Source organism: Spirosoma endbachense (assembly GCF_010233585.1).
In the GTDB taxonomy this organism is placed as follows: domain Bacteria; phylum Bacteroidota; class Bacteroidia; order Cytophagales; family Spirosomataceae; genus Spirosoma; species Spirosoma endbachense.
In genome coordinates this window covers 7,523,932-7,550,620 of record NZ_CP045997.1, presented here as the reverse complement: position 1 = coordinate 7,550,620, position 26,689 = coordinate 7,523,932, and the positions used below count along the sequence as shown (strand labels likewise).

Below are 26,689 nucleotides of genomic sequence, written 5' to 3'. Positions count from 1 at the left end.
AAGGTAGGCCACTTTAGGGGGTTTGTCAAGGCCTGGGTTGAAAATAGCGGGGGAGTCACCAACGAATCGTTGGTAACTCCCCCCTTTTCAGCCACTTACACCACTGAACTATTTTAAACTTTTTTCAACAAGACACTCATAATGTCGTTTTCCGCCTTCTCACCAACGTTTAAAAGGCATGTATAAAGCAATTACTGACCGTTTTGCGGATACAATGAAGTATATTGCATCCTACTTTATAACGGCTAGAGTCGTGTGACAACGTCCCATGAAAATAGTACATACGGCCGATTGGCATCTTGGGAAACGACTCCAGGATTTCCAAAGGCTCCAGGAGCAACAAAATGTATTGGATGAGATTGTTCAAATCGCTGATCAGGAACAAGCCGATCTGGTAGTAGTGGCTGGCGACTTGTTCGATACCTTTAATCCAGACCCTAAGGCAGAAGACTTATTATATAGTACGCTCAAGAAATTGACGGCGGGCGGTAGCAGGCCAGTAGTCGCTATTGCCGGGAATCACGATAATCCGGATCGTATAGAAGCGCAAGACCATTTTGGGCGTGAGTGCGGTATTATTTTCGCGGGATTCCCCAAAACTGAAGTTCGATCTTACGAATTAAGCTGTGAAGCAAAGCTGTTGCGCTCTGCGCCTGGCTTTATCGAGTTGAAACTTCCCCGCCATGATGCCCCGGTTCGGATAATTCTTACACCCTATGCCAATGAGACCCGAATGCGGGCTTATTTTGGGCAGACAAGCTTTGGCGACGAACTCCGGCAACAACTTCAGGAGCATTGGGCTGCCCTTGCGAATACCTATATGGATAAGCAGGGTGTTAATTTACTGACAACCCATTTGTTCGTTATGAAACGTGGGGGTGAACAACCCGAGGAATCAGATGACGAGCGTAGTATTCTACAGGTTGGTGGTGCATCGGTTGTGTATACCGACATGATTCCACCGCAAATTCAATATACAGCGCTTGGGCATTTACACCGTTATCAGGAAATTGCAGGAGGGCCTAGTCCTGTTATATATAGTAGCAGTCCATTGGCTTATAGCTTTGCCGAGTCTGACCAGCAGAAATTTGTTGTGTTGATAGAGGCTAAACCAGGCCAGGCCGTAACGGTGACACCGGTACCTCTAAAAACGGGCAAACGGCTTTTACGGCCCCGTTTTAAACGAGTTGACGAGGCTGTCGACTGGCTTAAACAGAATCCTGACTGCTATGCCGAAATTACTCTACAAACGCCAACCTACCTGACCAGCGAAGAGCGTAGAGAACTTCAACAGGCGCATGACTCACTGGTAACGATCATACCAGATGTAAGAGACGTTAAGTCGACGCAAAAGGAAACAGCACCAGCTATTGACCTTACGCAGAGTATGGAAACGTTGTTTGCAGACTATTTTAAAAGTAAAAACAAAGGCCAGGAGCCGAACGAGCGGCTTCAGCAGTTGTTTAAAGAGATTTTAGCAACCGAATCTGAATGATACCCATTAAGCTGTCAATTCAGGGACTTTATTCGTACCAGGAATTACAGGAGATAGATTTTCAGCAGTTAATCGGGTCGAGTGTATTTGGCATATTCGGCAAGGTCGGCAGTGGTAAAACGTCTTTGCTGGAAGCCATTAGTTTTGCTTTGTACGGTGAAACCGAGCGACTTAATAGCCGCGATAATCGCCAGTACAATATGATGAATCTGAAGTCGAAGCATTTGCTCATCGACTTCGAATTTCAGGCCGGGCCCGAGCAGCAACGCTATAAATTCATTTATGAAGCCCGACGACACCCCAAAAAGCATCATGAGATTATGCCGGGCGAACGTCGGATGTTTATCTGGCAGGAAAACGACTGGCAGCCGGTTGGGAATGAAAAGGAGGATGTCGCCCTATTGTCGAAGCAGATTCTTGGCTTAGACTACGACAATTTTAAGCGAACGATCATCATTCCACAAAACCAGTTTCGGGAGTTTCTGGAACTCAGCCCAACGGAGCGCACAAAGATGATGAATCAGTTATTCAAACTGGATCAGTACGATATGGCTGGTCGAGTTGGGAAACTGAACAAAGAGAATGATGATCAGCTTTCGGAATTACGCGGTTTGCTGGCTCCTCTGGGCGATGTTACACCCGAAGCGATTGAGCAGGCCAAGACCAGTATTACAGTCGTCCTGGAATCATTGGCCCAAAAGGAAACGGAAATCAACCAGTTGTTGCCCGATGAAAAGCGACTGATCGAGAGCCAGAATCGAAGCAAGCTCCTGGCATCCCACCAGCAGGAACTTACTCAACTCCTTATACAACAGGAACAATACCAGCGTCTTGAGGCCGATATCGCCTTGTATGAGACCTGTTTGTTAATTTTCCAGTCTGACTTTGCCATTTTCGACAAATTAGCCAGTAAACAACTTAAGCTAACAGAAACGGAACAAAATGCCCGTCAACAACTCAGTGTCGCAGGCAAGCGTCGGGCGAGTTTAGTGAGTCTGTATGATGCCGCGAAAAAAGCATATGAGACTCGTGATGAACTGCAACAGAAGATTGATGAATTAGATACGGTGCAGCAAATCAGGACGTTGCAGCAATCAATTAGTCAGCAAATACATAACCGGGACACACTAGCCAGCCAGCTTGAGCAGCAAACCAGCCAGCTTGATCACTATAAAGCTGACCGGACTAAACATCAGCTTGTACTGGATAATGGACTTGGGCAAACGTCGAATCTTGAAAGGCTTTATAAAGTAAATAACTGGTTCACAGCTTATAAACCGCTAAAAAAACAGGCTGACGATTTACAAGCTGCCCTTAACAACTATGATCTGGCCGTAGAAAAACTAAAGCAGCGTAAAAACGATGCATTAGCTGGATTTCCTGTCGACTGGGCTCAGTTGACGCTTAAAACATTACCTGATCAAATTGAGGACGCCCTCGCACAACTGAAACTAATTCGGGAAGACCGGGAGACAAAACATCGGCAACTATTGGTTCAGGATGAGCTTCGTAAGTATGCTGATGCACTAACCGATGGCAAACCATGCCCTTTATGTGGGTCAGAACACCACCCGAATCGGCATATAGGAAACGCAGAAGATACCGAGGTTCAGCGCAGTGATGCGGCTTTGCGAAAAGTTGTCCAACGAATTGACGACACAACAACGCTTCAACTAACAATAAAAGAACTGGCAACGAAGCTACGTAGTGAGTTGGAGAATGGGAAGCGGCTTACGCAGGAACGCACGGAAATAGTCGGGCAATTGACAGCCCATGAAGATGCGTTTGTGTGGCCGGAATTCTCGAAAGAGCAGGAAGGCCTGGTCATAGAGGCTATGAGGCAGGAAAGTGACGGCCAAAAACAGCTTCAGGACGCACAGCAGGCTGTTCGGGAACTGAACAAACTCACCGAAGAAACCGAAATTATCTACAAAGAACTGGCCCGCAAAGTTGCCGAAGCAGATAACGACCTTTCGGGCTTGAATGGTCAGTTGAAAACAGCCGCCGAATCGCTGGAACACTTTCGGCTCGACGAAGTAAAACAATGGGGTCTGGATCAGATTGCCGACCTGCGCGAGTCGCTTTATCGCACGTACAAGCAGACAAAAATCAATTTCGACGATGCTGATAAACAGAAAAGCAGCGCCGAAAAAGAACTGGCGACACTGGAGGAGCAGATTCAACAAGTCAATATACAGCTAGCCGAAGTTAGTCAGGAAAGCAAAACGCTGGAAACGACGATCAACCTGAATCTGGACGCCCAGGGGTTGAATCGGGAGCAGGTGAATCAGATCCTACAGTCCGGAATAGATGTTAGCCGGGAAAAACGGCGAATCAACGACTACAATGAAAAGCGAACAGGCTTACAGAAACAGGTGGAAACCCTGGAGGCAGAATTAGCCGAGCACCCCTTCGACCCTGCTGCGCTGACGGCCGTTCAACAGAAACTCACAGTATTGCAAGCCGAAAAAGATGAATTAAACAAAGAGCACGGGCGCGCAACCACCATATTGGCCACGCTCGAAGCCCAATGGCAGCAGAAACAGGATCATCAGAAGCGCCATGATGAGCTGGACCTCCGGCGACAGGATTTAAAGAAAATGGACGAATTATTCCGGGCTCAGGGCTTCGTCAACTATGTTTCGTCGGTCTACCTCAAAAACCTGTGTGAATCGGCCAATGAGCGTTTTTTCAAACTGACCAATAATCAGTTGAAACTGGAGCTGGACGATAAAAACGGCTTTCAGGTGCGCGACTACCTCAACGGGGGTGAAGTCAGAAGTGTGAAAACGCTCTCCGGCGGTCAAACATTTCAGGCCTCGTTGTCGCTTGCGCTTGCCCTGTCAGACAATATTCAGCACCTGACCAAAGCCAAACAAAATCTGTTTTTTCTGGATGAGGGCTTCGGAACACTTGATAAAGATTCCCTACAGACAGTTTTCAAAACCTTAAAAGCTCTTCGTTCCGAAAACCGGGTTGTCGGTATTATTTCACACGTTGAAGAGCTTCAGCAGGAAGTTGACAATTTCATTCGTGCTGAATCCACAGAAAACGGGAGTCGTATTGTACGGAGTTGGGATATATAAAGACAACTATGCCGAAGGTTTGCCCTTCAGGCTTCCTTTTTAGGCTTTCGCTCAGAACCGTGCCACGGTTACTAATGGCGAACAAATAACCACGGTCGCAACGGCGGACCGTGGTTCTGAGCGAAAGTCCTTCCTTTTATTAACAAATCTTGAATTGAATTCAGAATCAGAGCGGCTGCTTTACTTTTACGGAATCAATAATCAAAAATCCTCTAATGAAAAAACTGGTTACGCTCGGCTTTATTGGTTGCGTAGTACTGGCCGGATGCCGTTCGTCAAAGACTGATACGGCGTCATCTCAGGAACAAAAAACGGTCACTACAATTGCATTTGGATCGTGTAGCGACCAGAAACGGCCCCAGCCTTTATGGGATGATATTGTGGCGCAAAAACCCGATGTCTGGATATGGCTTGGCGATAACATTTATGGCGATTCGGAGAGTATGGATACGCTCAGTGCCAAATATGCCCGGCAAAAGTCGAACCCGGTTTACCAGCAGTTGCGGCAATCGACTTCCGTGATTGGCGTATGGGACGACCATGATTACGGCGTCAACGACGGTGGAAAAGAATACCCTCGCCGAAAAGAGAGCCAGCAGCTAATGCTTGACTTTCTGGATGTTCCAACGACCAGCTCACTGCGAAAACAGGAAGGAGCCTATTCTACCCACGTTTATGGGCCCAAAGGAAAGCAGGTAAAAGTAATTCTACTGGACGCACGCTATTTTCGCGATCCGTTGAAGAAAGACGGAAAAGCCAATGTACCAGACCCTTCCGGTGATATGCTGGGGGAAGCTCAATGGCAGTGGCTGGAGAAACAATTGACCAACTCCGATGCCGACATACACATTATCGGGAGCGGAGTTCAGGTTCTTCCCGAAGATCATATTTATGAGAAATGGGCTAATTTCCCCACCTCACGCCAACGGCTTCTGGATTTGTTGAGCAAAACAAAACCCAAAGGGGCCATATTGATTAGTGGGGATCGGCACCAGGCCGAAGTATCGAAAGTAAGTGTGCCAGGCTTAGGCTATGATTTGTATGATATCACCAGCAGTGGTCTGACCCACGTTTCGGCACCACATGAAGAAGTAAACCGGCACCGCGTCGGCGCAATTGTGGCCCAATTAAATTACGGCCTGATTACCGTAGACTGGAATGCTAAGCCATTAACGGCCACTGTCCGAATAAACGGCGATGAACGGGCAACCTATCTGACGCAGCAGGTTAAATTTTGATCGTTTCATAAGGCTGTTTTATAGAAAAGCGTAAGGCTCCCGAAACCGTTTCGGGAGCCTTACGCTTTTCTTTGAGTTTATGGTCTTCTACTCTTTGGTGATCAACTCCATCACTTCTTCCGAGATACCGGTCATGGAGAAGCCACCGTCATGGTATAGATTCTGCATCGTGACCATGCGGGTAAGGTCGGAGAAGAGTGTTACAACATAGTCGGCACACTGGTCGGCGGTAGCGTTGCCGAGTGGTGCCGTCTTGTCAGCAAAATCGAAGAATTTATCAAAGCCACCGATTCCGCTACCCGCCTTCGTTGGTGTAGGCGATTGCGAAACGGTGTTCACCCGAACCTTACGATACTTGCCATATTTGTAGCCGAAGCTCCGGGCAATTGATTCCAGAACGGCTTTAGCATCGGCCATATCGCCATAAAACGGAAAGGTCCGTTGAGCCGCCATGTAGGTCAGGGCAACAATCGAACCCCATTCATTGATGGCATCCTGTTTATAGGCAGTTTGCATCATCTTATGAAACGACAGGGCCGAGATATCAATACTCTGTTTGAACCACTCGTAATTGAGGTCAGTGTATGCCTTGCCTTTCCGTACGTTTGGGCTCATGCCGATGCTATGCAGAACGAAGTCCAGTTTACCGCCGAGCGCTTCGGTTGATTTGGTAAACAGGTTTTCGATATCTTCGGTCGAGGTAGCATCTGCGGGAATAATTTCAGCATTACACTGTTCAGCCAATTCTTTGATGGCCCCCATACGCATGGCAATCGGTGCATTGGTAAGCGTGAATGTAGCCCCTTCTTCTTTCGCTTTCAGAGCGACTTTCCAGGCAATCGAGTTTTCGTCTAAGGCACCGGAAATGATGCCGCGTTTTCCGTTCAGTAATCCGTAAGCCATTATGGTAAGTTTACAGTTTGCAGTTTACAGTTTTCGAGGATTCGTTATCACGAGATTTTTGGCAGAAAACTGTACTTATGTCATTCTTTGTCTGACCCAAATGACAATAAGACGCCAAAGTTAGGTTATTTTTTGGTCGAACCACCGTTCTGCCGAAATGCGACAGTTTGCGCTGGCCCTTGTGCCATGGGGAGATTTAACACATTCTTCATGAATTTTTCGGTGGATTGATACACACCGTCCAAGTCGCCAGCCGTATAATAGGAAGCAATTACGTGCTCACCGGCATTCGGAAAATCGACCTTTTGTTTTTTATCAGCGGGCGTCCCCAACTCATTAAACATATCGAGCATAGCCGCTACCGAGACAACTTTATCCTGATTGGCTTCATCCTTATAATAATAGCCCATGAACACGGGTTGTTTCACTTTCTGAAACTCCTCGGGCGTCATGTACTCATCCAGCATAGTTTGTAAGGTAATGAGGCCATTGGTATGGTATTGGGGAAGCCAGTAGCGAACCCGACCGGGTTTATTGTATGCGTTAACGACATGATCGCCCCCAAATACCTGCGTAATAATTTGCTGCCCCCAGGGCTTTGTAACAAGTTTTAAGGCCGGATTGGCGACCGCAATACAAGGCGAATAGAGGATCAGGCCCTGAATTTCAGGATGGCGGGCAGCCAGGTAAAGTGCCAGCATTCCTCCCGCCGATGTACCCATAACGATTACCTTTTCTCCTAATTCTTTCCCAATGGCTAACGCCCGCTCGGCCGATCCGGCGTAATTACTGGGTGTCAGATCTTTTAGAGCATCCGGAGAATCAACGCCATGTCCGTAGGTACGAGCCAGGTACAGATTACAGCCGAAACGCTTTGCCAGCTGTTTATGAACCGGGTCGCCCTCAGCCCAGCTTGCCGTAAAGCCCGGAATATAAACGATACTATAGGGTGTTTTGACTTTGTGCAGACTATCTGCCCAAACAATACGAGCCTCATTGTCAGGGCGAAGATTGGCCTTGCTTTCTGACTCCGAAATGCTTTTTTCCAGTTTTACCAAATCCGGATCAAGGGTGATTGGCTCTTCTTTTATAGCATCGTAGTGCGCCGATGGGCCGAGCACATAACCGACAACAATTGTGGCCAGCAAAAGGCCCGTGATGGTGAAAATCCGTTTCATACGTATTCTTTAATATCCATACGAATGCGCCAGTCTTTCGGCAGGTAATTGTTTACCCGATTGCCAACGCCTTTGACCCACCCCAGGTTTACTCCTTCGTATTTAGCTAGTTGCCAGCCTTTAACAGGTTCAGCAAATATCAGATTTTCTTTCTTAAAGTAGTGCAAGGCATCTTCCTTACTTAACGATACACCCGATAAGCCAGGATTAATGGCCGTGCTTAATGCCAGCGCATGAGATGGAATGAAATCAGTCCCTTTGAATTGCCCCATTTCCAACCCAAAACCTTTGTTTCGTATTGCACTATCTAAAAACAGAAACTGCTTCTCCAACGATTTCGGCAAAGCCATCACATCGCCATTTGGCTTTTCCCACAATGAAAAGTCGGCCGGATTTTGCAGCCACTTCATTGCCGATGTCGTTTCTCTCGGCCGCAAAGCCCGGATACTACGAAACGTGCGGGCATCCAGCTTTACCGCTGCGGTGAATGCTGTTTTTCGAAAAACACTGATAAAAAATCCTTCGCCCCGAACCCGATGTGGATAACACTGATAACCAACGGCATCGCCAGACTCCTTCTCAACCACATTCCAGCTGGGCGGCAGGATGAGCGGGCGGCTCCGAAAACCGTTTTCGGTCAGGTAGTGGATATTCTCTGTATTTTCGTCGTCATTATAGGTGCAGGTGCTGTAAATCAGCGTTCCGCCTTCGTCCAGTAAAGAGGCTGCCGCGGCTAAAATTCGTTTCTGACGAGCCGAACACAGTTGCACATTAGCCTCCGACCACTCCTGCATCGCATCGGGATCTTTCCGAAATAACCCCTCACCAGAGCAAGGCGCATCGACAACGATTAGATCGAAAAAGCCCGCCAGATTGCTCATTTCTTCGGGGTCGTGATTACTGATAACCACATTCGGATAGCCCCATTTGTCCATATTTTCGCGAAGCACCGACACCCGACTGCGGATAACTTCATTACAGATCAGCATACTATCGGGATGCAGGACTGACGCCAACAGTGTACTTTTTCCGCCCGGAGCGGCACATAGATCCAGCACTCGTAATGGGCGGGTCAGGTTTACGGTTTGCTTTAAAGCTTCCTGCAAGAGCATGGAGGAGGCCTCCTGCACGTAGTAGGCTCCTGCCTGAAATAATGGATCAAGCGTAAAGCTTGGCCGCTCCGCAAGATAAAAGCCTTCCGAACACCATGGAACCTGCTCCAGGCCTGTTGTATCGAAATGCATTTTGCGGGGATTGACCCGAATACTAACAGGCGTTTCCTGCTGAAGGGCGGCCTCGAAGGCGGGGAAATCAGCGCCTAATTGCGCTTTCATCCGAGCCTGAAACGCCAGGGGCAGTCCAGTCAGGGGCAATCCAGCCGTGGGCAATTCATGAAGATTCATACTGCAAAAATACGGAACTGTCAATCGGTTTTCATTAAACTTGCGACATGGCACCGATAGAGGAACGATTTAAACAAATCAGGACATTTATTTTTGACGTAGACGGCGTCCTGACCGACGGAAGCGTCAATTTACTAGCTACCGGCGAACGCTTTCGGACGGTTTTCATCCGGGATACGTATGCCATTGAACGGGCATTAAAGGCAGGATTTCGGATTGGTATTCTATCCTCTTCCAATGCGGATGGCGTTCGTAGCTGGTTAACAGCAATGAACGTTACAGCGATTTTTATGGGCGGCCCCTCCGACCAGAAAGTAAACGCCTATCTGGGCTATATCGCCCGCGACGGTTTGAAGGAAGCTGAAATTCTGTATATGGGAGACGATATACCTGATTACACCATTTTGAGCCGACCAGTTGTTTTCAGCACCTGTCCGGCCGATGCCGTGGCTGAGATTCAGGCAATTTGCAAGTATATATCGCCAGTGGCCGGTGGTCGCGGAGCGGTTCGCGACGTGATCGAGCAAGTCATGAAGGCCCAGGGAAAGTGGTAATACTGGCTAGTCTTTAGCGACCGGCCAGTAGTATAGATTACCAATTCTTTACCAGTTCGTTGAACCGTTCGAGCAGGAATTTTGACTTGGGACCAACGTGCCCTTCGCCAACGGTTAATTCACCAATTTGGGTAATAGGCAGCACTTTTTTGGTCGAACTGGTCGTAAATGCTTCTTCAGCGTCGTAAAGCTCTGAAAGCATTAATGGCCGTTCCTGAACCTTAAAATCGTTTTGCGCTAATTGAATAATTGTTCGGCGCGTAATCCCGTGCAGTATATTCCGATTGGGCGTAATAAGCCGATCACCTTTAACGATAAAGAAATTGCTTCGGCTCAGTTCGCTGATTTCTCCTCCTTTCTGATACAGCAGATCCGACGCCCCAGCTGATTTAATGGCCTGGGCCATCAAAATAACCCGCTTGTAATCAGTGCTTTTCACCTCGGCCATTTCCCGAACATACTCGTCCAATATGACTTTAACTCCCTGATCATAATGGATCTGGGGAACCGGATGAATTTCTTCGGTCAGGATAAGCAGATTAGCCCGTTCGACACTAATGCTGTCGGGCGCATAGCCTCCAGTCATTACAAATCGGAATGCCATATCGGCGGGCGCACCAGCGGCAATGCTACGCTCAAGCAGCGTCATCAGAATCGCATAGGTTTCGCTCTTACCAATCGGTAGCGGCAGATGCATACGCGTAGCGGAGTTCTGAAACCGCTCCCAGTACCAATCCCACTGAAATGGCCGACCGTTATAAGTCAGAAAATAATCGAACAGGCCATAACCCCGAAGTAGCCCAAGATCGGTAACGCCGACAGCAAGCTGGTCGGTGGGGGCAATCGTGCCGTTAAAATAACCGTAATGCATAAGAAAGGGAGTTGTCGTTTTCCGCAGGCCGTAGTGAGCCTGCGGAAACACAATCAATTATAATCTCAGACCAGCTTCTTGTACTTAATTCGGGTTGGTGTGGCGTCTGAACCTAGGCGTTTACGTCGATTTTCTTCGTATTCCGAAAAGTTACCTTCAAACCAGTACACCTGCGAATCGCCTTCGAAGGCAAGAATGTGTGTGGCGATCCGGTCAAGGAACCATCGGTCGTGGCTGATGACTACGGCACAACCGGCGAAGTTCTCTAACCCTTCTTCCAGCGCCCGCAACGTATTAACATCCAGATCGTTGGTCGGCTCATCAAGCAAAAGCAAATTTGCCCCTTCTTTGAGGGTCATAGCCAGATGGACGCGGTTGCGCTCACCACCCGACAGTGTCCCGACTTTCTTTTCCTGATCGGCTCCCGCAAAATTGAACCGGCTCACGTATGCACGCGCATTCGATTGTTTGCCGCCGATCACAATCCACTCATTACCACCCGAAATGGTTTCAAATACGGTTTTGTTCGGATCAAGCCCATCATGTTCCTGATCAACGTAAGCGACTTTTACCGTTTCGCCTACGTCAAACGTTCCAGCATCAGGTTTTTCGCGCCCGGTAATCAATTTAAAAAGTGTTGTTTTTCCGGCTCCATTCGGGCCAATAATACCGACAATACCTCCCTGTGGTAGTCGAAACCCTAAATGTTCGAACAGAAGTCGGTCGCCGTATGCCTTGGCAACATCCTCAGCTTCAATAACTTTCGCCCCCAGCCGCGGACCCGACGGAATGAAAATTTCAAGCCGTTCTTCTTTCTGGCGATTGTCTTCATCCAGCAATCGCTCATAAGCCCCAAGTCGGGCTTTTGATTTAGCCTGGCGAGCTTTGGGAGCCATTTTAACCCATTCCAACTCGCGCTGGAGGGTTTTCTGCCGTTTCGACTCGGTCTTTTCTTCTTTTGCCAGTCGCTGTTGCTTCTGATCTAACCACGACGAATAGTTTCCTTTCCAGGGGATACCTTCACCCCGGTCGAGCTCAAGAATCCAGCCAGCCACGTTATCCAGAAAATAGCGATCGTGTGTTACCGCGATGACGGTTCCTGTGTATTGGCGTAGGTGTTCTTCCAGCCAAAGAACAGATTCAGCATCCAGGTGGTTTGTCGGCTCATCGAGCAACAGAACATCGGGCTGCTGAAGCAATAGACGGCATAAGGCCACCCGGCGTTTTTCACCACCCGAGAGGTTATCAATCACAGCGTCGGATGGCGGACAACGAAGCGCATCCATAGCCCGTTCAAGCTTCTGATCGAGCTCCCAGGCATTGTAGTGATCAAGTTTTTCCTGTACTTCGCCCTGCCGCTCAATCAGCTTATCGAAGTCGGCATCAGGATCGCCAAAGGCTTCGTTGATCTCGTCAAATTCTTTGAGTAAGTTGACAACTTCCTGCACACCTTCCTCAACTACTTCCCGAACAGTCTTGCCGGGGGCAAACTGCGGTTCCTGCTCGAGCATGCCAACCGAATAGCCAGGAGAAAAAACTACCTCACCAGTATAGTTTTTGTCAATACCAGCAATGATGCGTAAAAGTGTTGATTTACCGGAGCCATTTAAGCCCAAAACACCAATTTTAGCACCATAAAAAAAGGAAAGGTATATGTTCTTTAGGATTTGTCGGTTAGGCGGAATATTTTTACTCACGCCCGCCATGGAGAAAATTATGGTTTCCTGGCTCATTAATTTCTAATAGATTTGTGGTTGGCAATTGTCCTCAAAATTAACCCACAGCGCAGCCTTAACCAAGTATAGTAATGGAAAACGCTTCACTGGTAGACGAATACGGTTACGTCAAAGACGGAAAGGTATTTTTGAAAGGCTACCTGGATTACGAAGATCGCCAGATTGGCGAAGTTAAACGCACCGAGCAGGAAGCGCTCGACTATTTTAAGAATCGCTTCATCATTGCTGAGAACAAAGTCGGCCAGTTAGAAAAAGACATTGAAGAAGCCCAGAACAAGGGTTCTTATCTGACTAAACTGGTTCAGCTTCGAAAAAAACTGCTCGGGTTTGATGCCCTCGGCGATTTTCCGCCCCTGCTCGATCGGCTGGATGCACAGGAAAAGCTACTGGCAGAGTTGATTACGGTCAACCAGCTCAAGAATCTGGAGATTAAAAATGCGCTGATCGTAGAAGCTGAAGCCATTGTTAATAGTACAGACTGGCGGGCAACGGCCGACGCCTTGCAGGAAATCAAGACGAAATGGATCAAGACCGGCCCAGTTGACAAGAGCACGGAACCCGAGATTGAAGCCCGATTCCAGGAATTACTGGATGGATTCTTCCAGCGTCGACGTGAATTCTTTAATGAGCAGAACAAGGTTATTCAGGAACGACTGGATAAGTACGACGAGCTCATTCGGCTGGCTTTCCGTGCGAATCGGCTTGGCGACCTGGACGCAGCTTTTCAGGAAGTGCGTCGGCTCAACAACGCCTGGAAAATGGTCGGCGAGGTTCCTATCAAGAAAAGTGGCAAACTCTATAAGCAATTTAAGAGAGCCACAACGACCTTTTATGCCAAATACAATGAGGTTAAAGGGATCGTTATTGAGAAGAAAATCGACCCGCGTATTGAAGCGCAGATGAAAATGGCCGACGAAGCCGAACGGCTCTCGAAACAGTCGGATATTTTCGCAGCCGCCGAACGGGCGAAAGTTCTGCTCAATAGCTGGAAAGAAATCCGGGTGCCCTTCAAGTTGCAGGATAAGACACTGAATGAACGCTTCCGGGCCGCCTGCGATAAGATTTTTGAGCTTAGCTACCTCGGTCGGGTCCTATCCCGTAAATATCCAGCCTTTGAACTAAAAAGTCAGGCAGAGCAGATTCGGACGAAAATCAGGGAAATGGAATACCTGGTCAAACGGGAGAAAAGCGATTTACAATTCGCGCTTCAGGATGCCGATGGTCTCGATCCCAACAATGATGCCGACAAACAGGTACTGAATAAGATAAATACCCAGAAGCGTAAGATCGCCATGAAAGAAACGATTCTGCGTGAATTCCAGAAGCAACTGGAAACAGTAGGATACTAGTCTGATTTAAGCAAAAAACGAAACGTGCCACGGTTTATCACTGTGGCACGTTTCGTTTTTATAGATTGTTCTAAGAGTATGGAAACCTTACTGAATAAACCTGACTTCATTGCCTCCGACACCCTGTTTCGGGCCGCCATCGTTCCGGGTAAATTTGTACGGATCGAGTACTTAACCGACCTGAGCGAGTTTATAAAAGCTGACGTTACAATTAAACAACTCGTCTTTCAGGACGGAACCGAATGGCTTGAACTGGCTACGGGTGATATCATCCCGCTCGATCGGGTTGTCAGCGTTTCCGGCCATTTATCACCTCGCTATCCGGGATATGGCAACTACTCCTGCGACTGTTAATCGATTACGTCAAAGCCGCAGTATGGCACCAATACTTTCGGGATTCGTATGCCTTCTGCGGTTTGATTATTTTCCAGAATAGACGCCAGAATTCGGGGTAAGGCCAGGGCCGATCCGTTGAGGGTGTGCAAAAGCTGCATTTTCCCAGGTCCGTCACCCCGGTCAATTTTTGAGCGAAGCTTCAATCGGTTTGCCTGATAGGTCTCAAAATTTGACACTGAACTTACTTCCAGCCAGCGTTGCTGAGCCGCCGACCAGACTTCCATATCGTAGGTCAGAGCCGATGTAAAGCCCATATCGCCACCGCAGAGCCGCAACACCCGATAGGGCAATTCGAGCTTTTGTAACAGCGATTGTACATGCTGGCTCATTTCTTCCAGAGCCGCATAGGAATTTTCGGGCTTTTCAATTCGTACAATCTCCACCTTATCGAACTGGTGCAGCCGGTTCAGCCCGCGTACATGTGCGCCCCATGAACCCGCTTCCCGCCGAAAACAAGGTGTATAGCCAACATTTTTAACCGGCAACTGACTCTCGGGCAGAATTACATCACGGTAAATGTTCGTAATAGGGACTTCAGCCGTCGGAATCAGGTACAGCTTATCCTCAGTCACATAATACATTTGGCCCTCTTTATCAGGTAATTGCCCGGTACCAAAACCCGAATCTTCATTGACTACGATAGGCGGTTGTATTTCTGTAAATCCAGCGTTTAATGCCTCATCCAGGAAGAAGTTGATCATGGCTCGCTGAATGCGGGCACCTTTCCCTTTATAAACGGGAAACCCAGCACCCGAAATCTTAACGCCCAGTTCGAAATCGATAATGTCGTATTTCTTGATGAGTTCCCAGTGTGGCTGAGCCGATTCTGAGAGGGTTGGCTTCTCACCATGTTCCAGAACAACTTCGTTATCGTCAGCAGAACGTCCCTCAGGAACACTGCTATGGGGCAAATTGGGTATAGTTACCAGAACAGTTTGCAGGTCGGCTTCCAGCTGGCGCAATGTATCGGCCAGCTCTTTCGAACGGGCTTTCAGTGCAGCGGTTTCTGTTTTAGCAGCATCGGCAGCCGCTTTATCACCAGCTTTCATCAAGGCTCCGATCTGGTTTGCTTTGGCATTCGATTGCGCTAACACATCGTCGAGATCGCGTTGTGTATCCCGTCGTTGCTGATCGATCGTTAATACCTGCTCAACTACGGCTTCAGCATTCGCAAAGTGTCTCTTGCGCAATCCTGCCAGTGTCGTTTCTTTATTCTCGCGGATGAAATTAAGTTGAAGCATTCCTATGTATTTATCAGACGTTTAATCTCGACTATGAATTCCTGGGTTTTCGGGAGTAATGGAAGTACGTCTTCGGCCGTGAAAATGGCAAAATCTTCGTAGTCGCTATCATTACGTTCATCAAACAATTGTGCGTAAAATCGGCCCCATTCAACAGGCAATATACCTGCTTTAACGAAGTGTAACTCCAGCATTGCTTTCGCGCCAGAATGTGCTTTTGCTTTTATATCATTCTGGAACGGCAAAGCTGAAACAGCATGGAAAGCGGCATAATAAAGACGATTTATGGCAACGGCCCAATCATTGGAAGCCATCAGTGTTTTTGCAGCCTTGAGATCTTTATCCGACTTGCTTAAACGAAATGCCAAAATCTCGTCTTTCGTTTTCCTCATACCAATTGGCCGTCTTCGCGAATATTTTGGTGGAGATTAGTCAACTCCAATGTTTCCCAAGTCGATTTATTTTGAATGATTGTACCAATTATTCGTTCGCTGTCTAGCCCCAAATAAAACAGATGATCTCTAATAAGGCGTTTATAGTTCCTATCGACCGGTTTATCGGATAAAATCAGAAAATCCCAATCCGAATCTTCACGAAAATCACCCCGTGCCCGCGACCCAAACAGCCACACTTCAGCTTGCGGATCAAGCTCATGAACATACCGTTTAACTTCCTGTAAGAATTCGGTATTGGTCATATCATGAATTGTTTAATGTCTGCCATATCGTATTTTGACGATATGGCAGACAAATTTAAACAGAAAACAATCCTTCGTTCAAGGCATTCAGCGCTTCAGCTTTATAACGACTATGAACGAGAAGCGACAGGTTACTTTCAGTGCCACCGTATGAAATCATCCGGATTGGAATATTTTTCATGGCGTTAAATACCCGAACAGCCACTCCTTCATTGTCGGCACTAAAATTACCGACAATACAAATAATGGTTTGGTCATAATCAGGCTCTTCCAGCGAACAGAACGTACTTAACTCATCCGAAATCTCCTTGATCCGGTCGATATTATCGACCGTGACTGATACAGACACCTCCGACGTTGCCAGCATATCGACCGGCGTTTTATACTTCTCAAAGATCTCAAAAATCCGGCGCAGGAAGCCATACGCATTCAGCATACGGGTCGAGTGGATATACAAAGCTGTAATGCCATCTTTAGCCGCAATTGCTTTAAACACCTGGTCGCTCGTGCGGTCAGCAATGAGTGTTCCGGGAGCGCTGGGGTCCATTGTATTTTTGAGCCGCACGGGTACGCCAAACATTCGTGCGGGCGTTATCGTGGACGGATGCAGAATTTTGGCCCCGAAATAAGCCAGTTCTGCTGCTTCATCAAATGTCAGCTCACGAACCGGGAACGTATTTTTAACAATCCTCGGATCGTTGTTATGCATTCCATCAATATCGGTCCAGATCTGAATCTCATCGGCCCGGATGGCTCCGCCAATCAACGACGCCGTGTAATCAGAACCACCCCGTTTCAGGTTATCTACTTCGCCACGCGGATTACGGCAGATAAAGCCCTGGGTTACAACAATTTGCTTATCGTCGTGTTGGGGCAGCATTTCTGCCAGCTTCTCCTGCGTATATTGAATTTCCGGTTCATTATCGGCGTCGATCCGCATAAACTCAAGCGCAGGCAGGAGCGTTGACGGAACACCTTCTTCAACCAGATAGGCATGAAACATCTGCGTACTCAATAGTTCACCTTCAGCAACCAGCTCTTTTTCCTGCTTAAGCGTAAATGGCTTGACGCGCGTCAACGACCGGATAAATGAAAACTCATTATCGATAATCTGTTGGCCAGCCGCCTTACCTTCAGGCGTGTTATATAATTCACCAATAAAGCCGTCGTAATGAGCTTTTAGCGAATCAATTTTCGCATTAGCCTCACCGTCGTCATTTGCCTTAAGTGCTTCGCCAATGGCTAACAGCGTGTTGGTTGAGCCGGACAGGGCCGACAGAACGACAATTTTACGGGTATTGTCTTCGGTGATTAAGGTACGGATGGACTGCATGCGCTCGGGCTTCCCGACCGATGTACCGCCAAATTTCCAGACGTGCATAATAATGAAAGAGTGAATAAGGGAAAGAGCGAATAGGAAAAAGTTGACTCATTCTTTCCTTCATTCACTCTTTTGCTTTTTAAAATTTACTATAAACTTGTTGCTGTAGGCCAAGCATTTTTATGGCTGTAATGGCGGCTTCGTCGCCTTTATTACCGTGTTTGCCTCCTGCCCGATCAAGAGCCTGCTGTTGGTCATTGGGCGTTAAAACACCAAAAATAACCGGTTTCCCTGTTTTAAGGCCAACGTTTGTCAAACCCTGAGCAACAGCATGGTTGATGTAATCATTGTGCTTTGTTTCGCCCTGAATAACACAACCAAGCGCAATTACCGCATCAATATCATTACGCTGCGCAAACCATTGCGCCCCTAAACTCAGTTCATAGCTGCCCGGCACATTGCCCCGAATAATATTTTCGGCTTTGGCACCATGCTGAAGCAAGGTTTGATAAGCGCCGGAAAACAGCGCTTCAGTAACTTCCGTATTCCATTCGGAGACGAGAATCGCAAACCGCCGGAGGCTCACGTCCGGGAGTTCGTCCGTTGAAAAGACACTAAGGTTTTTTAAGTCAGTAGCCATTTTTTTGTTATGCCAACGAAGGAAGCATCTTCGACAGCAAAGAAAGGATTAAGAGCCAGCCAAAGATGCTTCCTTCGTTGGCATGACAAAACCAATAAAAAAGGACAAAACCTCGGTCGGCTTTGTCCTTTGCTGTATTGAGTTATTCAAGTACGCCTACGACTCGCCGACCGTTGCTTCGAGCACGGATTTATACTTCTTGGCACTAACGGCCTCGGCAGATTGTGGGTACTTTTCGATAATATCGTTATATGCCTGAATGGCTTTATCGTTCTGTTTAGCCTGTTCGTGCGTAATCGCCAGTTTCAGGAGATAACCGGGCGTAAAAAACTTGTTGGGCTTATAATCGGCCGCCTTCTGATAATAGTCAGCTGCTTCGTCATAGCTTTTCTTTTCTACGTACGCATCGCCGATCAAAGCGTAAGCACGAGCCTGCACCAGCAAATCTGACGAACTGAAGCTCTTCAGATGCTCAATGGCTTCGTCATACTTTCCTTGCTTCAGTAAGCCAAGGCCAGATTCGAATTCGGCCAGGTTGCCGGCCGGTGTTCCGCTATAATTATCAGCAACAGCCAGTAAACCGGGGCTTTTGCCATCGCCATTGAGGGCTTTCTTCAGCGAATCGGCTTCCAGTTGATAGACCGATGGGAACATTTCGACCTGCGCTGTTTCGTCCTGGCTGCTTACATAATACCGATAGCCAACGTAACCGAAGACGAGCAGTACGATACCGCCAAGTACACCCAGCACAATATTTCGATTCTGTTGGAAGAAATCTCCAACATCCTCTAATTTCCCTTCTAATGCGTCTGGATCTTCCAAAAAATCCAGTCCGCTGTTCTTTTTGCTCATTTGTTTGCAATTTGGACTGCAAAATTAGGAATATTTGTTATTGCGGAAAAGCGTAATGCTCAAAAGTTTACAGAAGAGTTGTTTATTGAACCGCCATATCGCGAACGGCCATCACTTCTGAGGGTCGAACCGGGCGAATTTGGTGGGCCAATAAGGTCTCAATAGCTACTGCTTCGCCGGTTAATGTCACAAATTCTACTTCAAAGGCTTGCCCTTCATTGTAAACGGTTAAAATCGTGCCAACATCGCCCATTTTTAGGCGCCCGTCGGCGGCATCCTCCTGTAATACAACTAAATCAAACTCGCTCATACGTCAATAAACTGGTATAAAGCTAGAAACGTCAGAGACGAAATCTTGTTTTGTTAAAATTGACTTAACTTTGCATCGCTAATCTTCCAAGGGGTGCCTCATAACAACGGGCTGAGATTATACCCATTGAACCTGCGCGGGTAATGCCGCGAAGGGAAATGTAATCGCGGATAAGGCCGTGATAAAATAAACTAAAAATTACACCTAAAGATAGGTTTGACCCCTTGCCTATCGTAACCATTTTCAGTTCATGAAAAAAGGTACGTCTGGGCGGCATTCCGTCTATCTTACTTCGCTTGTTACACTTCTGTGGCTATACAGTTCGCCTGTCTGGGCTCAATTCACTATTTCCGGAACCGTCAATGACGTTGATGGAGGCACATTGCCCGGTGCAGCGATCACCCTTGACGGAACGTATAAAGGCACCTTTACCGATGCCAATGGTTCCTTTTTGCTTACGAATCTAAAACCAGGCTCCTTATCACTTCGGATCTCCTTACTAGGTTACGAAACGCAGATGCAGGCTGTTGAATTGGCGCAAAACACAACCGTTTCGATCAATTTAAAGAAAACCGCCGTAGCCGTCGATGAGGTCGTTGTCAGCGCCACACGGGCTAATCAGAAATCGGCCATTGCCTATACCGATGTCACACGCCGGGATTTAAATAAGCTGAATTTAGGACAGGATATTCCTCAGTTGCTCAACTTCACACCTTCTATTGTCACCACATCTGACGCAGGCACCGGAGTCGGGTATACGGGTATTCGTATTCGTGGGTCCGATGCGACCCGCGTCAATGTGACGCTCAATGGGATTCCATACAATGATGCAGAATCGCAGGGGACCTATTTTGTGGATATGCCCGATTTTGCCTCTTCCGTGAGCAGTATTCAAATCCAGCGGGGCATTGGCACGTCTACGAATGGGGCAGGGGCTTTTGGCGCATCGGTCAACATTCAGACCAATAAGCTCGAAGACAAACCCTACGCAGAAGTGAATTTATCGGGCGGTTCGTTTGGAACGCGCAAGGTGAACGTACTGGCCGGAACAGGTTTGTTAAACAATCATTTTGTGCTGGATGCCCGATTGTCTAAAATCTATTCCGATGGCTACATTGATCGGGCATTCTCTGATTTACGATCATTCTATGTATCAGGCGGTTATTATTCGAAAAAGAGCTTCATCCGGTTAAACGTGTTTTCGGGGCAGGAGCAAACCTATCAGGCATGGAACGGCGTACCCGAAGCATTGCTTAAGACCAATCGAACCTACAATTCGTTTACGTACGACAATCAGACGGATAATTACCAGCAGGACAATTACCAGCTAATCAGTTCGCACGAGCTAAGCAAAAACTGGCGGGCAAATCTGTCCTTTTTCTACACAAAAGGGAAAGGCTATTACGAAGAGTTTAAACCTGAGGATGCCTACAGTAAGTATGGCCTTCCCAATGTCGTTATTGGCGATTCGACGATTGCCCAAACGGACCTTATCCGTCGTTTGTGGCTTGATAATAATTTCTACGGCACTGTTTTTTCCTTTGATTACAACAGTTTTGGAAAGCTAACGGCTAACATTGGCGGAGGCTGGAATCAATATCAGGGAGCGCATTACGGGGAGATTATCTGGGCACGCGTCGCCGGAAATACCGATATCCGCCAACGTTATTATAACGATGATGCTACGAAGCGCGATTTTAATGTATACGCGAAAGCATTTTATCAATTCAGCCCAAAAGTAAACGGATTTGTAGATGCGCAGATTCGCCAGGTTTATTATTCGTTTCTGGGCTTTAACAGCAAACTACAAAACGTTCAGCAGGACGCTACACTAACATTTTTTAATCCCAAAGCAGGCATAACCTATACCATCAACGACCGCAGTACGGTGTATGGATCGGTTGGCGTGGGGCATCGGGAGCCCAACCGGAACGATTATACGCAATCGACACCGGAGAGTCGCCCAAAAGCCGAGCGGCTAATTGATTATGAAGCAGGCTACAAGATCCAGACCGAGCAGGTGGCCGTTACGGTTAATGCCTACTACATGAATTATCAGAATCAGTTGGTTTTATCGGGCCAGCTCAACGACGTAGGCGCTTATAACCGGGTAAATATTCCGGTCAGCTATCGTGCAGGTCTGGAACTGGAAGCCGGTATACGACTCGCCAAACAACTCCGCTGGAATGTTAATGCCACCTTCAGCCGGAACAAAATCCAGAATTTTACGGAATATCTCGACAACTTCGATAACGGCCAGCAGGAAAGCCGTCAGTATAGCGAGACAGATATTTCGTTCTCACCGAACGCTATTGCCGGATCGCAATTGTTGTTTACGCCCGTCAAAGGTCTGGAACTGGGCTTACTCTCAAAATACGTTGGGAAACAGTATATGGACAATACCTCGAATGAAAGCCGGAAACTGAATGCCTATTTCACGAACGACATTCGGGCAATTTACTCCATCAAGCCGAAATTCGCTCAGGAGATTGCGTTCACGCTGTTGTTCAATAACGTTCTTAATGAGTTGTATGAGTCAAACGGCTATACATACGCTTACATTTCGGAAGGCAAGGTAACAGCCGATAATGGCTATTACCCGCAGGCCGGACGGAATTTCCTGGCTGGGGTGAGAATACGCTTCTAAACCGGCTATTGCGAAGTGGGGCTTGATTTGACTTTGTTTTCTGGCAAAGTCAAATCAAGCCCCACTTCGCATTCACAACATCCCCGAAGGTTGTTCGTCCTGGCAAACTTATCCAATCGCACGCTCAAGATCCTGTATCAAGTCTTCAATATCCTCGATGCCCACGCTGAGCCGGATTAGGGTGTCTTTCAGGCCGTTTTTTTCGCGTTCTTCTTTGGGAATGCTGGCATGGGTCATGCTGGCTGGATGCGTACACAGTGACTCAACTCCGCCAAGTGACTCGCCAAGTGAGAATACCTCAAAACTTTCCATAACCCGTACGGCTTCAGGCATCAGGTCGCCTTTCAGTTCGAACGATAACATACCGCCAAAGCCACGCATCTGCTTTTTGGCAAGCTCATGGCCGGGGTGAGATTCCAGTCCGGGATAATAAACTTGGCTCACTTTAGGGTGTTGCTGTAGGTATTGAGCCACTTTCTGAGCGTTTTCGCAATGACGCTGCATCCGAACGTGAAGGGTCTTGATACCACGAAGCACCAGAAAGCAGTCTTGTGGTCCCGGTACGGCACCGCAGGCATTTTGGATAAAAGCCAGCCGTTGCGCGGTTTCGTCATCGTTCAGCACGATAGCCCCCATCACCGTATCAGAATGGCCACCCAGGTATTTAGTGACCGAGTGCATCACAATATCCGCACCCAGGTCCAGAGGATTCTGTAGGTATGGCGAAGCAAATGTATTATCGACAACGAGCTGGATAGTACGCGGTTTGGTAATAGCCGCAATCGCTTCAATATCGACCAGACGTAGTAATGGATTGGTCGGCGTTTCGATCCAGACCATTTTCGTAGCCGGTGTGATTAACGCTTCGAGCTTAGCCGGATCTGACAAATCGACAAATTTGAAGATAAGCCCAAATTCACTAAAAACGCGTACCATAATCCGGTAGGTACCACCATAGAGGTCATTGCTTGCAATGATCTCATCACCGGGTTTAAATAGCTTCAGAATGGCATCTGTAGCGCCCAGCCCCGACGAATAGCAAATACCATGCTTGCCATTTTCAAGAGCGGCCAGATTATTCTGCAACACGGTTCGTGTAGGATTCTGTGTTCGGGCGTATTCATAGCCTTTATGCTTGCCCGGCGACTCCTGCACGTAGGTCGACGTTTGATAAATGGGCGTCATGATGGCACCCGTTGTGGGGTCCGGCTCTATACCGGCATGGATGGCTTTCGTTCCGAATTTCATGCCCGAAGGTAACAAAAGTAAAGCGCACACAATGCGGGTATCTGTAAACGCCTGGCAATCTGTAGAGAGGATATTTGCATTGCCGAAACCACATCCGCCCTTTGTGAGTTTGTTAAGACGTGAAATCATCCATTCTTAAAAACCTTACTGGACCGGCTATTGCAGGCATTGTTATGTCTGTAACGCCAATCGTATTTACGTCTTTACTGACTTATTATGCCATTCTTCATGAAGCCGCCATTGCAAATTTTACGACCTGGCAGTGGGGTGTTATCACACTTGTCTGTGCCATAACCTCTGCCGCCTTAACACCACCGACGATGCTGGCCTTGATTTTTGGTTATTTTTTAGGATGGCAGGCTATACTTCCTCTTTTTACCATCAATCTGGGCGGCATCTTATTCATCAATCTGCTCGTTCGTTGGCTCGATCATGACCGATTTCTCGAATTCCTGCGACAGAACCCCAAAGCCCAATCGGTACTGGATCGCATTCTGAATAAGGAGTTAGAAGTTATTTTTTTCGCAAAGCTCTCCCCTATTCTTCCCTTCGGGCTCACGAATCTATTGTTTGCTCTTTCGGGCGCACGGTTAAAAAATATTGTTCTGGGGGGCCTTCTTGGTATGATGCCCCGAACATTACTGGCCATCTGGTCGGGGCACGAAGCCCGCGAAATCCGAACATTACTGGAAAATCCGAATCAAAGTAGCTGGACCCAGGTAATCGTGGTCTTTCTGGTTATTGTTTCGATTGCCGGGCTATGGCAGGTCATCCAACGAGCGTTAAAATAGCTTTTCTACACAAGTCGCTGGCCAGCCAACTCAATCAGGTGGTTGTGTCCTGTTTGTAAAACCGTCAATTCGTAGCGACGGAGCCGTTTTGTTAGTGGAATGATATATCGGCCCGGCACGAGACGATCAAAAGCGCCCGTAAAAAAACGAACCTGAATTGGTTGCTCATTAAGCAAATTGCCTATCTGGTTCAGATCAGGCCTGATAAGCCGGAACTGGGTCCAGCTTTGATAAACCAGATCGCGCTGTTCTGGCGTGCCCAGCGAAATTTCAACGAATCGCATAACCGTCCGGTTTAGTAAGCCCAGGCGCGTTAGGCTATGCCCAAGCGAGTTTAGCAACGATAAATGAGTCAGCATATACCGGAAGAGCCAACGCCCAACAGACGAGCCCGTAGCCAGCCAATACCACTGATTATAGGTGATGCCATCGGGTGCAATCAGGATTAGCCGGTCGATACGGGTTGCAAACGCTTCGATCATTGTCAGGGCAAATCGTCCACCCAGACTAAAACCTATGATCGAAAATCGATCAATTTCTTGCGATTGAAGAAAAGCTCCGACTAAACTTTGCCACGTGGCTTTGGTTAACAGGTCAACATTACCATAATGGCTGTGTCCGTGAAAGAATAAATCAATGGCAATAATCGTGTATTGTTGGCCAAGGAGCTTCTCAAGTCCTGCAAACACGTGCCCCGTTTGTCCAAAACCATGGAAGGCGATTAGCGTAGCGGGGCCGTAACCAACTTGTCGATAAGCTAATTGGTTATTTTCAAACGCAAAAAATTTGACCTCGCCAACTCTATTCATACCGGCAAAGTTGCAAAAGAATGGCGGAAAGCGTTAATCGCAGTATAGAGTTCATCTTTACCTCTCACCATAGATGCAAATCTTCGCAAATCTGGCCGAATTCTCAGCGCATACGGGTCAACCGCTGGGAGAAACCTCACACATGACCATTACGCAGGAAGCGGTTAATCTTTTTGCCGAAGCGACCGGCGATTACCAATGGATTCATACAGATCCGGAACGGGCAGCCCGCGAATCGCCTTATAAAACACCCATTGCTCATGGTTTTCTGACCCTCTCATTAGCTCCCCGATTGTTAGCTGAGCTCTACTCAATCGAATCGGTAAAAATGGGAATTAATTACGGGGCGAATAAAATTCGCTTTACCAATGCCGTACCCGTTGGTAGTAAATTGCGAATGAAAGCGTGGCTACATCACGTAGAACCACAAAATACGAACGAAAGTACAAAGGGCGTTCGAGCGGTGATCGAATGCGTATTTGAAGTAGATGGCGAACAGAAACCGGCCTGTATAGCAGAACTAATTGTATTGCTCTTCGAATGAATAGTATGCGTGCATACTATTCATTCCACTTTTATTTACCTTTACAGTATTAGGCTTTTCGCTTCGATCCGTGCCACGGTTTTGAACCGTGGCACGGATCGAAGCGAAAAGCCTGGGTATTCACAACAAGCGACTACGATCAACTAAAACCAAGAAATTCAGATGGCAACGGCAGCTCTGGAGTTACAGGGATTGAATTTTAATTTGTCAGAAGAACACCAGGCCGTACAGGAAGCTGCGCGCGATTTTGCGCATAATGAGCTGCTGCCCGGCATTGTTGAGCGCGATAATGAGGCCCGTTTCCCAACCGAACAGGTGAAGCGGATGGGCGAATTAGGCTTTCTGGGTATGATGGTTTCTCCAGAATACGGCGGTGGTGGCATGGATACGGTTTCTTACGTGCTGGCCATGGAAGAAATCTCTAAAATTGATGCATCAGCTTCAGTAGTCATGTCAGTCAATAACTCACTTGTCTGCTATGGTCTGGAAGCGTATGGTACTGAAGAGCAAAAGCAGAAATACTTAACCAGGCTCGCCACTGGAGAAACCATTGGTGCTTTTTGCCTCTCGGAACCCGAAGCTGGCTCCGATGCGACGTCACAAAGCACGCTAGCCGAAGACAAAGGCGATTATTATTTATTAAACGGCACAAAGAATTGGATCACTAACGGCAACTCCTCGGGCATCTGTCTGGTCATTGCCCAAACCGATCGTGAGAAAAAACACCGGGGCATTAATTGCCTGATCGTTGAGAAAGGAACACCCGGTTTTGTGGTCGGCAAGAAGGAAGACAAGATGGGAATTCGGGCTTCCGACACCCATTCATTACTGTTCACCGACGTTAAGGTTCCTAAAGAAAACCGTATTGGCGACGATGGTTTTGGTTTCAAGTTCGCCATGTCGACCCTAAATGGCGGTCGGATCGGTATTGCAGCCCAGGCGTTGGGTATTGCCGCCGGGGCTTACGAATTATCCCTGAAATACGCACAGGAACGGAAGGCATTTGGCAAGCAAATATTTGACCATCAAGCGATTCAGTTCAAATTAGCAGAAATGGCGACCAAAATTGAAGCAGCTCGTTTACTGGTTTACAAGGCCGCGCGGCAGAAAGATGAGCACAAAGATTATGTTCAGGCAGCGGCAATGGCCAAGCTATTTGCGTCAGATGTAGCTATGTGGGCCACTACCGAAGCGGTTCAAATTCATGGTGGTTATGGTTATGTAAAGGAATTTCACGTGGAGCGTTTAATGCGGGATGCAAAAATTACTCAGATTTATGAAGGTACATCCGAAATCCAAAAATTAGTTATAGCCCGAGAACTCATTCGCTAAGTATTTTCTTAGTAAAATAGAATTTTTCCAAAGACCTAGTGCGTGTTC

General features: G+C 47.5%; 24 protein-coding genes. 10 read left to right on the top strand and 14 right to left on the bottom strand.

What is annotated here, in order from left to right:
• Positions 1-268: 268 nt before the first annotated feature.
• The 3 genes from GJR95_RS30700 (at position 269) to GJR95_RS30690 (ending at position 5,819) form a co-directional block, all read left to right on the top strand.
• The gene (locus GJR95_RS30700; protein WP_162389494.1) at positions 269-1,495 is read left to right on the top strand and encodes a metallophosphoesterase family protein; all 1,227 of its coding nucleotides are present in this window, start codon (positions 269-271) and stop codon (positions 1,493-1,495) included.
• Positions 1,492-4,581, top strand: coding sequence for an AAA family ATPase (locus tag GJR95_RS30695; RefSeq protein ID WP_162389493.1), 3,090 nt, complete (start codon positions 1,492-1,494; stop codon positions 4,579-4,581). The genes GJR95_RS30700 and GJR95_RS30695 overlap by 4 nt, the downstream gene beginning before the upstream one ends.
• Before the next feature lie 215 nt (positions 4,582-4,796).
• Positions 4,797-5,819 carry an alkaline phosphatase D family protein gene (locus GJR95_RS30690; protein ID WP_162389492.1) on the top strand — a complete coding sequence of 341 codons (1,023 nt, stop codon included), beginning with the start codon at positions 4,797-4,799 and terminating at the stop codon, positions 5,817-5,819.
• 87 nt (positions 5,820-5,906) lie between these two features.
• Here the strand turns inward: GJR95_RS30690 and GJR95_RS30685 are convergent, their stop codons facing one another.
• The 3 genes from GJR95_RS30685 to GJR95_RS30675 all read right to left on the bottom strand — a co-directional run bounded on the left by GJR95_RS30685 (position 5,907) and on the right by GJR95_RS30675 (position 9,303).
• Positions 5,907-6,722 carry an enoyl-ACP reductase FabI gene (locus GJR95_RS30685; RefSeq protein ID WP_162389491.1) on the bottom strand — a complete coding sequence of 272 codons (816 nt, stop codon included), beginning with the start codon at positions 6,720-6,722 and terminating at the stop codon, positions 5,907-5,909.
• Positions 6,723-6,847: 125 nt separating this feature from the next.
• Positions 6,848-7,900 carry an alpha/beta hydrolase gene (locus tag GJR95_RS30680; RefSeq protein WP_162389490.1) on the bottom strand — a complete coding sequence of 351 codons (1,053 nt, stop codon included), beginning with the start codon at positions 7,898-7,900 and terminating at the stop codon, positions 6,848-6,850.
• Entirely contained in the window at positions 7,897-9,303 is a 1,407-nt protein-coding gene (locus tag GJR95_RS30675) for a methyltransferase RsmF C-terminal domain-like protein (RefSeq protein ID WP_162389489.1), read from the bottom strand. The genes GJR95_RS30680 and GJR95_RS30675 overlap by 4 nt, the downstream gene beginning before the upstream one ends.
• 47 nt (positions 9,304-9,350) lie before the next feature.
• Between GJR95_RS30675 and GJR95_RS30670 the strand changes: the two genes are divergently transcribed.
• Positions 9,351-9,857 (top strand): KdsC family phosphatase, encoded by a 507-nt coding sequence (locus tag GJR95_RS30670; protein ID WP_162389488.1) that lies wholly within the window; start codon positions 9,351-9,353, stop codon positions 9,855-9,857.
• Positions 9,858-9,894: 37 nt separating this feature from the next.
• Here GJR95_RS30670 and GJR95_RS30665 read toward each other — a convergent pair whose 3' ends face one another.
• Both GJR95_RS30665 and ettA read right to left on the bottom strand, forming a co-directional pair.
• Entirely contained in the window at positions 9,895-10,728 is an 834-nt protein-coding gene (locus GJR95_RS30665; protein WP_162389487.1) for an aminotransferase class IV, read from the bottom strand.
• Between the two features lie 65 nt (positions 10,729-10,793).
• Positions 10,794-12,461 carry an energy-dependent translational throttle protein EttA gene (gene ettA / locus GJR95_RS30660; protein ID WP_162389486.1) on the bottom strand — a complete coding sequence of 556 codons (1,668 nt, stop codon included), beginning with the start codon at positions 12,459-12,461 and terminating at the stop codon, positions 10,794-10,796.
• A gap of 74 nt (positions 12,462-12,535) precedes the next feature.
• Between ettA and GJR95_RS30655 the strand changes: the two genes are divergently transcribed.
• Both GJR95_RS30655 and GJR95_RS30650 read left to right on the top strand, forming a co-directional pair.
• Positions 12,536-13,813 carry a DUF349 domain-containing protein gene (locus GJR95_RS30655; protein ID WP_162389485.1) on the top strand — a complete coding sequence of 426 codons (1,278 nt, stop codon included), beginning with the start codon at positions 12,536-12,538 and terminating at the stop codon, positions 13,811-13,813.
• A gap of 78 nt (positions 13,814-13,891) precedes the next feature.
• On the top strand, positions 13,892-14,167 hold the full coding sequence (locus GJR95_RS30650) for a hypothetical protein (RefSeq protein WP_162389484.1): 276 nt from the start codon (positions 13,892-13,894) through the stop codon (positions 14,165-14,167).
• On the opposite strand, the gene serS is transcribed toward GJR95_RS30650, so the two are convergent.
• The 7 genes from serS to GJR95_RS30615 form a co-directional block, all read right to left on the bottom strand.
• Positions 14,164-15,450: a serine--tRNA ligase gene (gene serS / locus GJR95_RS30645; protein WP_162389483.1), complete on the bottom strand. Its 1,287-nt coding sequence runs from the start codon at positions 15,448-15,450 to the stop codon at positions 14,164-14,166. The genes GJR95_RS30650 and serS overlap by 4 nt on opposite strands.
• A 2-nt stretch (positions 15,451-15,452) precedes the next feature.
• Positions 15,453-15,842 carry a HEPN domain-containing protein gene (locus GJR95_RS30640; protein ID WP_162389482.1) on the bottom strand — a complete coding sequence of 130 codons (390 nt, stop codon included), beginning with the start codon at positions 15,840-15,842 and terminating at the stop codon, positions 15,453-15,455.
• On the bottom strand, positions 15,839-16,147 hold the full coding sequence (locus GJR95_RS30635; RefSeq protein ID WP_162389481.1) for a nucleotidyltransferase domain-containing protein: 309 nt from the start codon (positions 16,145-16,147) through the stop codon (positions 15,839-15,841). Before GJR95_RS30635 ends, GJR95_RS30640 begins: the two co-directional genes overlap by 4 nt.
• 55 nt (positions 16,148-16,202) lie before the next feature.
• Complete coding sequence (locus tag GJR95_RS30630; protein WP_162389480.1) at positions 16,203-17,528, bottom strand: aspartate kinase; 1,326 nt, start codon at positions 17,526-17,528, stop codon at positions 16,203-16,205.
• A 79-nt stretch (positions 17,529-17,607) separates the two neighbouring features.
• On the bottom strand, positions 17,608-18,108 hold the full coding sequence (gene ribH / locus GJR95_RS30625) for a 6,7-dimethyl-8-ribityllumazine synthase (RefSeq protein WP_162389479.1): 501 nt from the start codon (positions 18,106-18,108) through the stop codon (positions 17,608-17,610).
• 156 nt (positions 18,109-18,264) lie between these two features.
• Positions 18,265-18,960, bottom strand: coding sequence for a tetratricopeptide repeat protein (locus GJR95_RS30620; RefSeq protein WP_162389478.1), 696 nt, complete (start codon positions 18,958-18,960; stop codon positions 18,265-18,267).
• A gap of 82 nt (positions 18,961-19,042) precedes the next feature.
• Positions 19,043-19,270, bottom strand: coding sequence for a DUF4926 domain-containing protein (locus GJR95_RS30615; protein WP_162389477.1), 228 nt, complete (start codon positions 19,268-19,270; stop codon positions 19,043-19,045).
• Between the two features lie 250 nt (positions 19,271-19,520).
• On the opposite strand from GJR95_RS30615, the gene GJR95_RS30610 reads away from it, so the two are divergent.
• Complete coding sequence (locus GJR95_RS30610) at positions 19,521-21,917, top strand: TonB-dependent receptor (protein ID WP_162389476.1); 2,397 nt, start codon at positions 19,521-19,523, stop codon at positions 21,915-21,917.
• Between the two features lie 108 nt (positions 21,918-22,025).
• Here the strand turns inward: GJR95_RS30610 and GJR95_RS30605 are convergent, their stop codons facing one another.
• Complete coding sequence (locus GJR95_RS30605; RefSeq protein ID WP_162391925.1) at positions 22,026-23,165, bottom strand: cystathionine gamma-synthase; 1,140 nt, start codon at positions 23,163-23,165, stop codon at positions 22,026-22,028.
• Positions 23,166-23,284: 119 nt separating this feature from the next.
• Between GJR95_RS30605 and GJR95_RS30600 the strand changes: the two genes are divergently transcribed.
• Complete coding sequence (locus GJR95_RS30600; protein ID WP_162389475.1) at positions 23,285-23,956, top strand: TVP38/TMEM64 family protein; 672 nt, start codon at positions 23,285-23,287, stop codon at positions 23,954-23,956.
• A gap of 5 nt (positions 23,957-23,961) precedes the next feature.
• On the opposite strand, the gene GJR95_RS30595 is transcribed toward GJR95_RS30600, so the two are convergent.
• The gene (locus tag GJR95_RS30595; protein WP_162389474.1) at positions 23,962-24,765 is read right to left on the bottom strand and encodes an alpha/beta hydrolase; all 804 of its coding nucleotides are present in this window, start codon (positions 24,763-24,765) and stop codon (positions 23,962-23,964) included.
• Positions 24,766-24,838: 73 nt separating this feature from the next.
• Between GJR95_RS30595 and GJR95_RS30590 the strand changes: the two genes are divergently transcribed.
• Positions 24,839-25,309: a MaoC family dehydratase gene (locus GJR95_RS30590; protein ID WP_162389473.1), complete on the top strand. Its 471-nt coding sequence runs from the start codon at positions 24,839-24,841 to the stop codon at positions 25,307-25,309.
• Positions 25,310-25,471: 162 nt separating this feature from the next.
• Complete coding sequence (locus tag GJR95_RS30585) at positions 25,472-26,641, top strand: acyl-CoA dehydrogenase (RefSeq protein ID WP_162389472.1); 1,170 nt, start codon at positions 25,472-25,474, stop codon at positions 26,639-26,641.
• Positions 26,642-26,689: the final 48 nt, after the last annotated feature.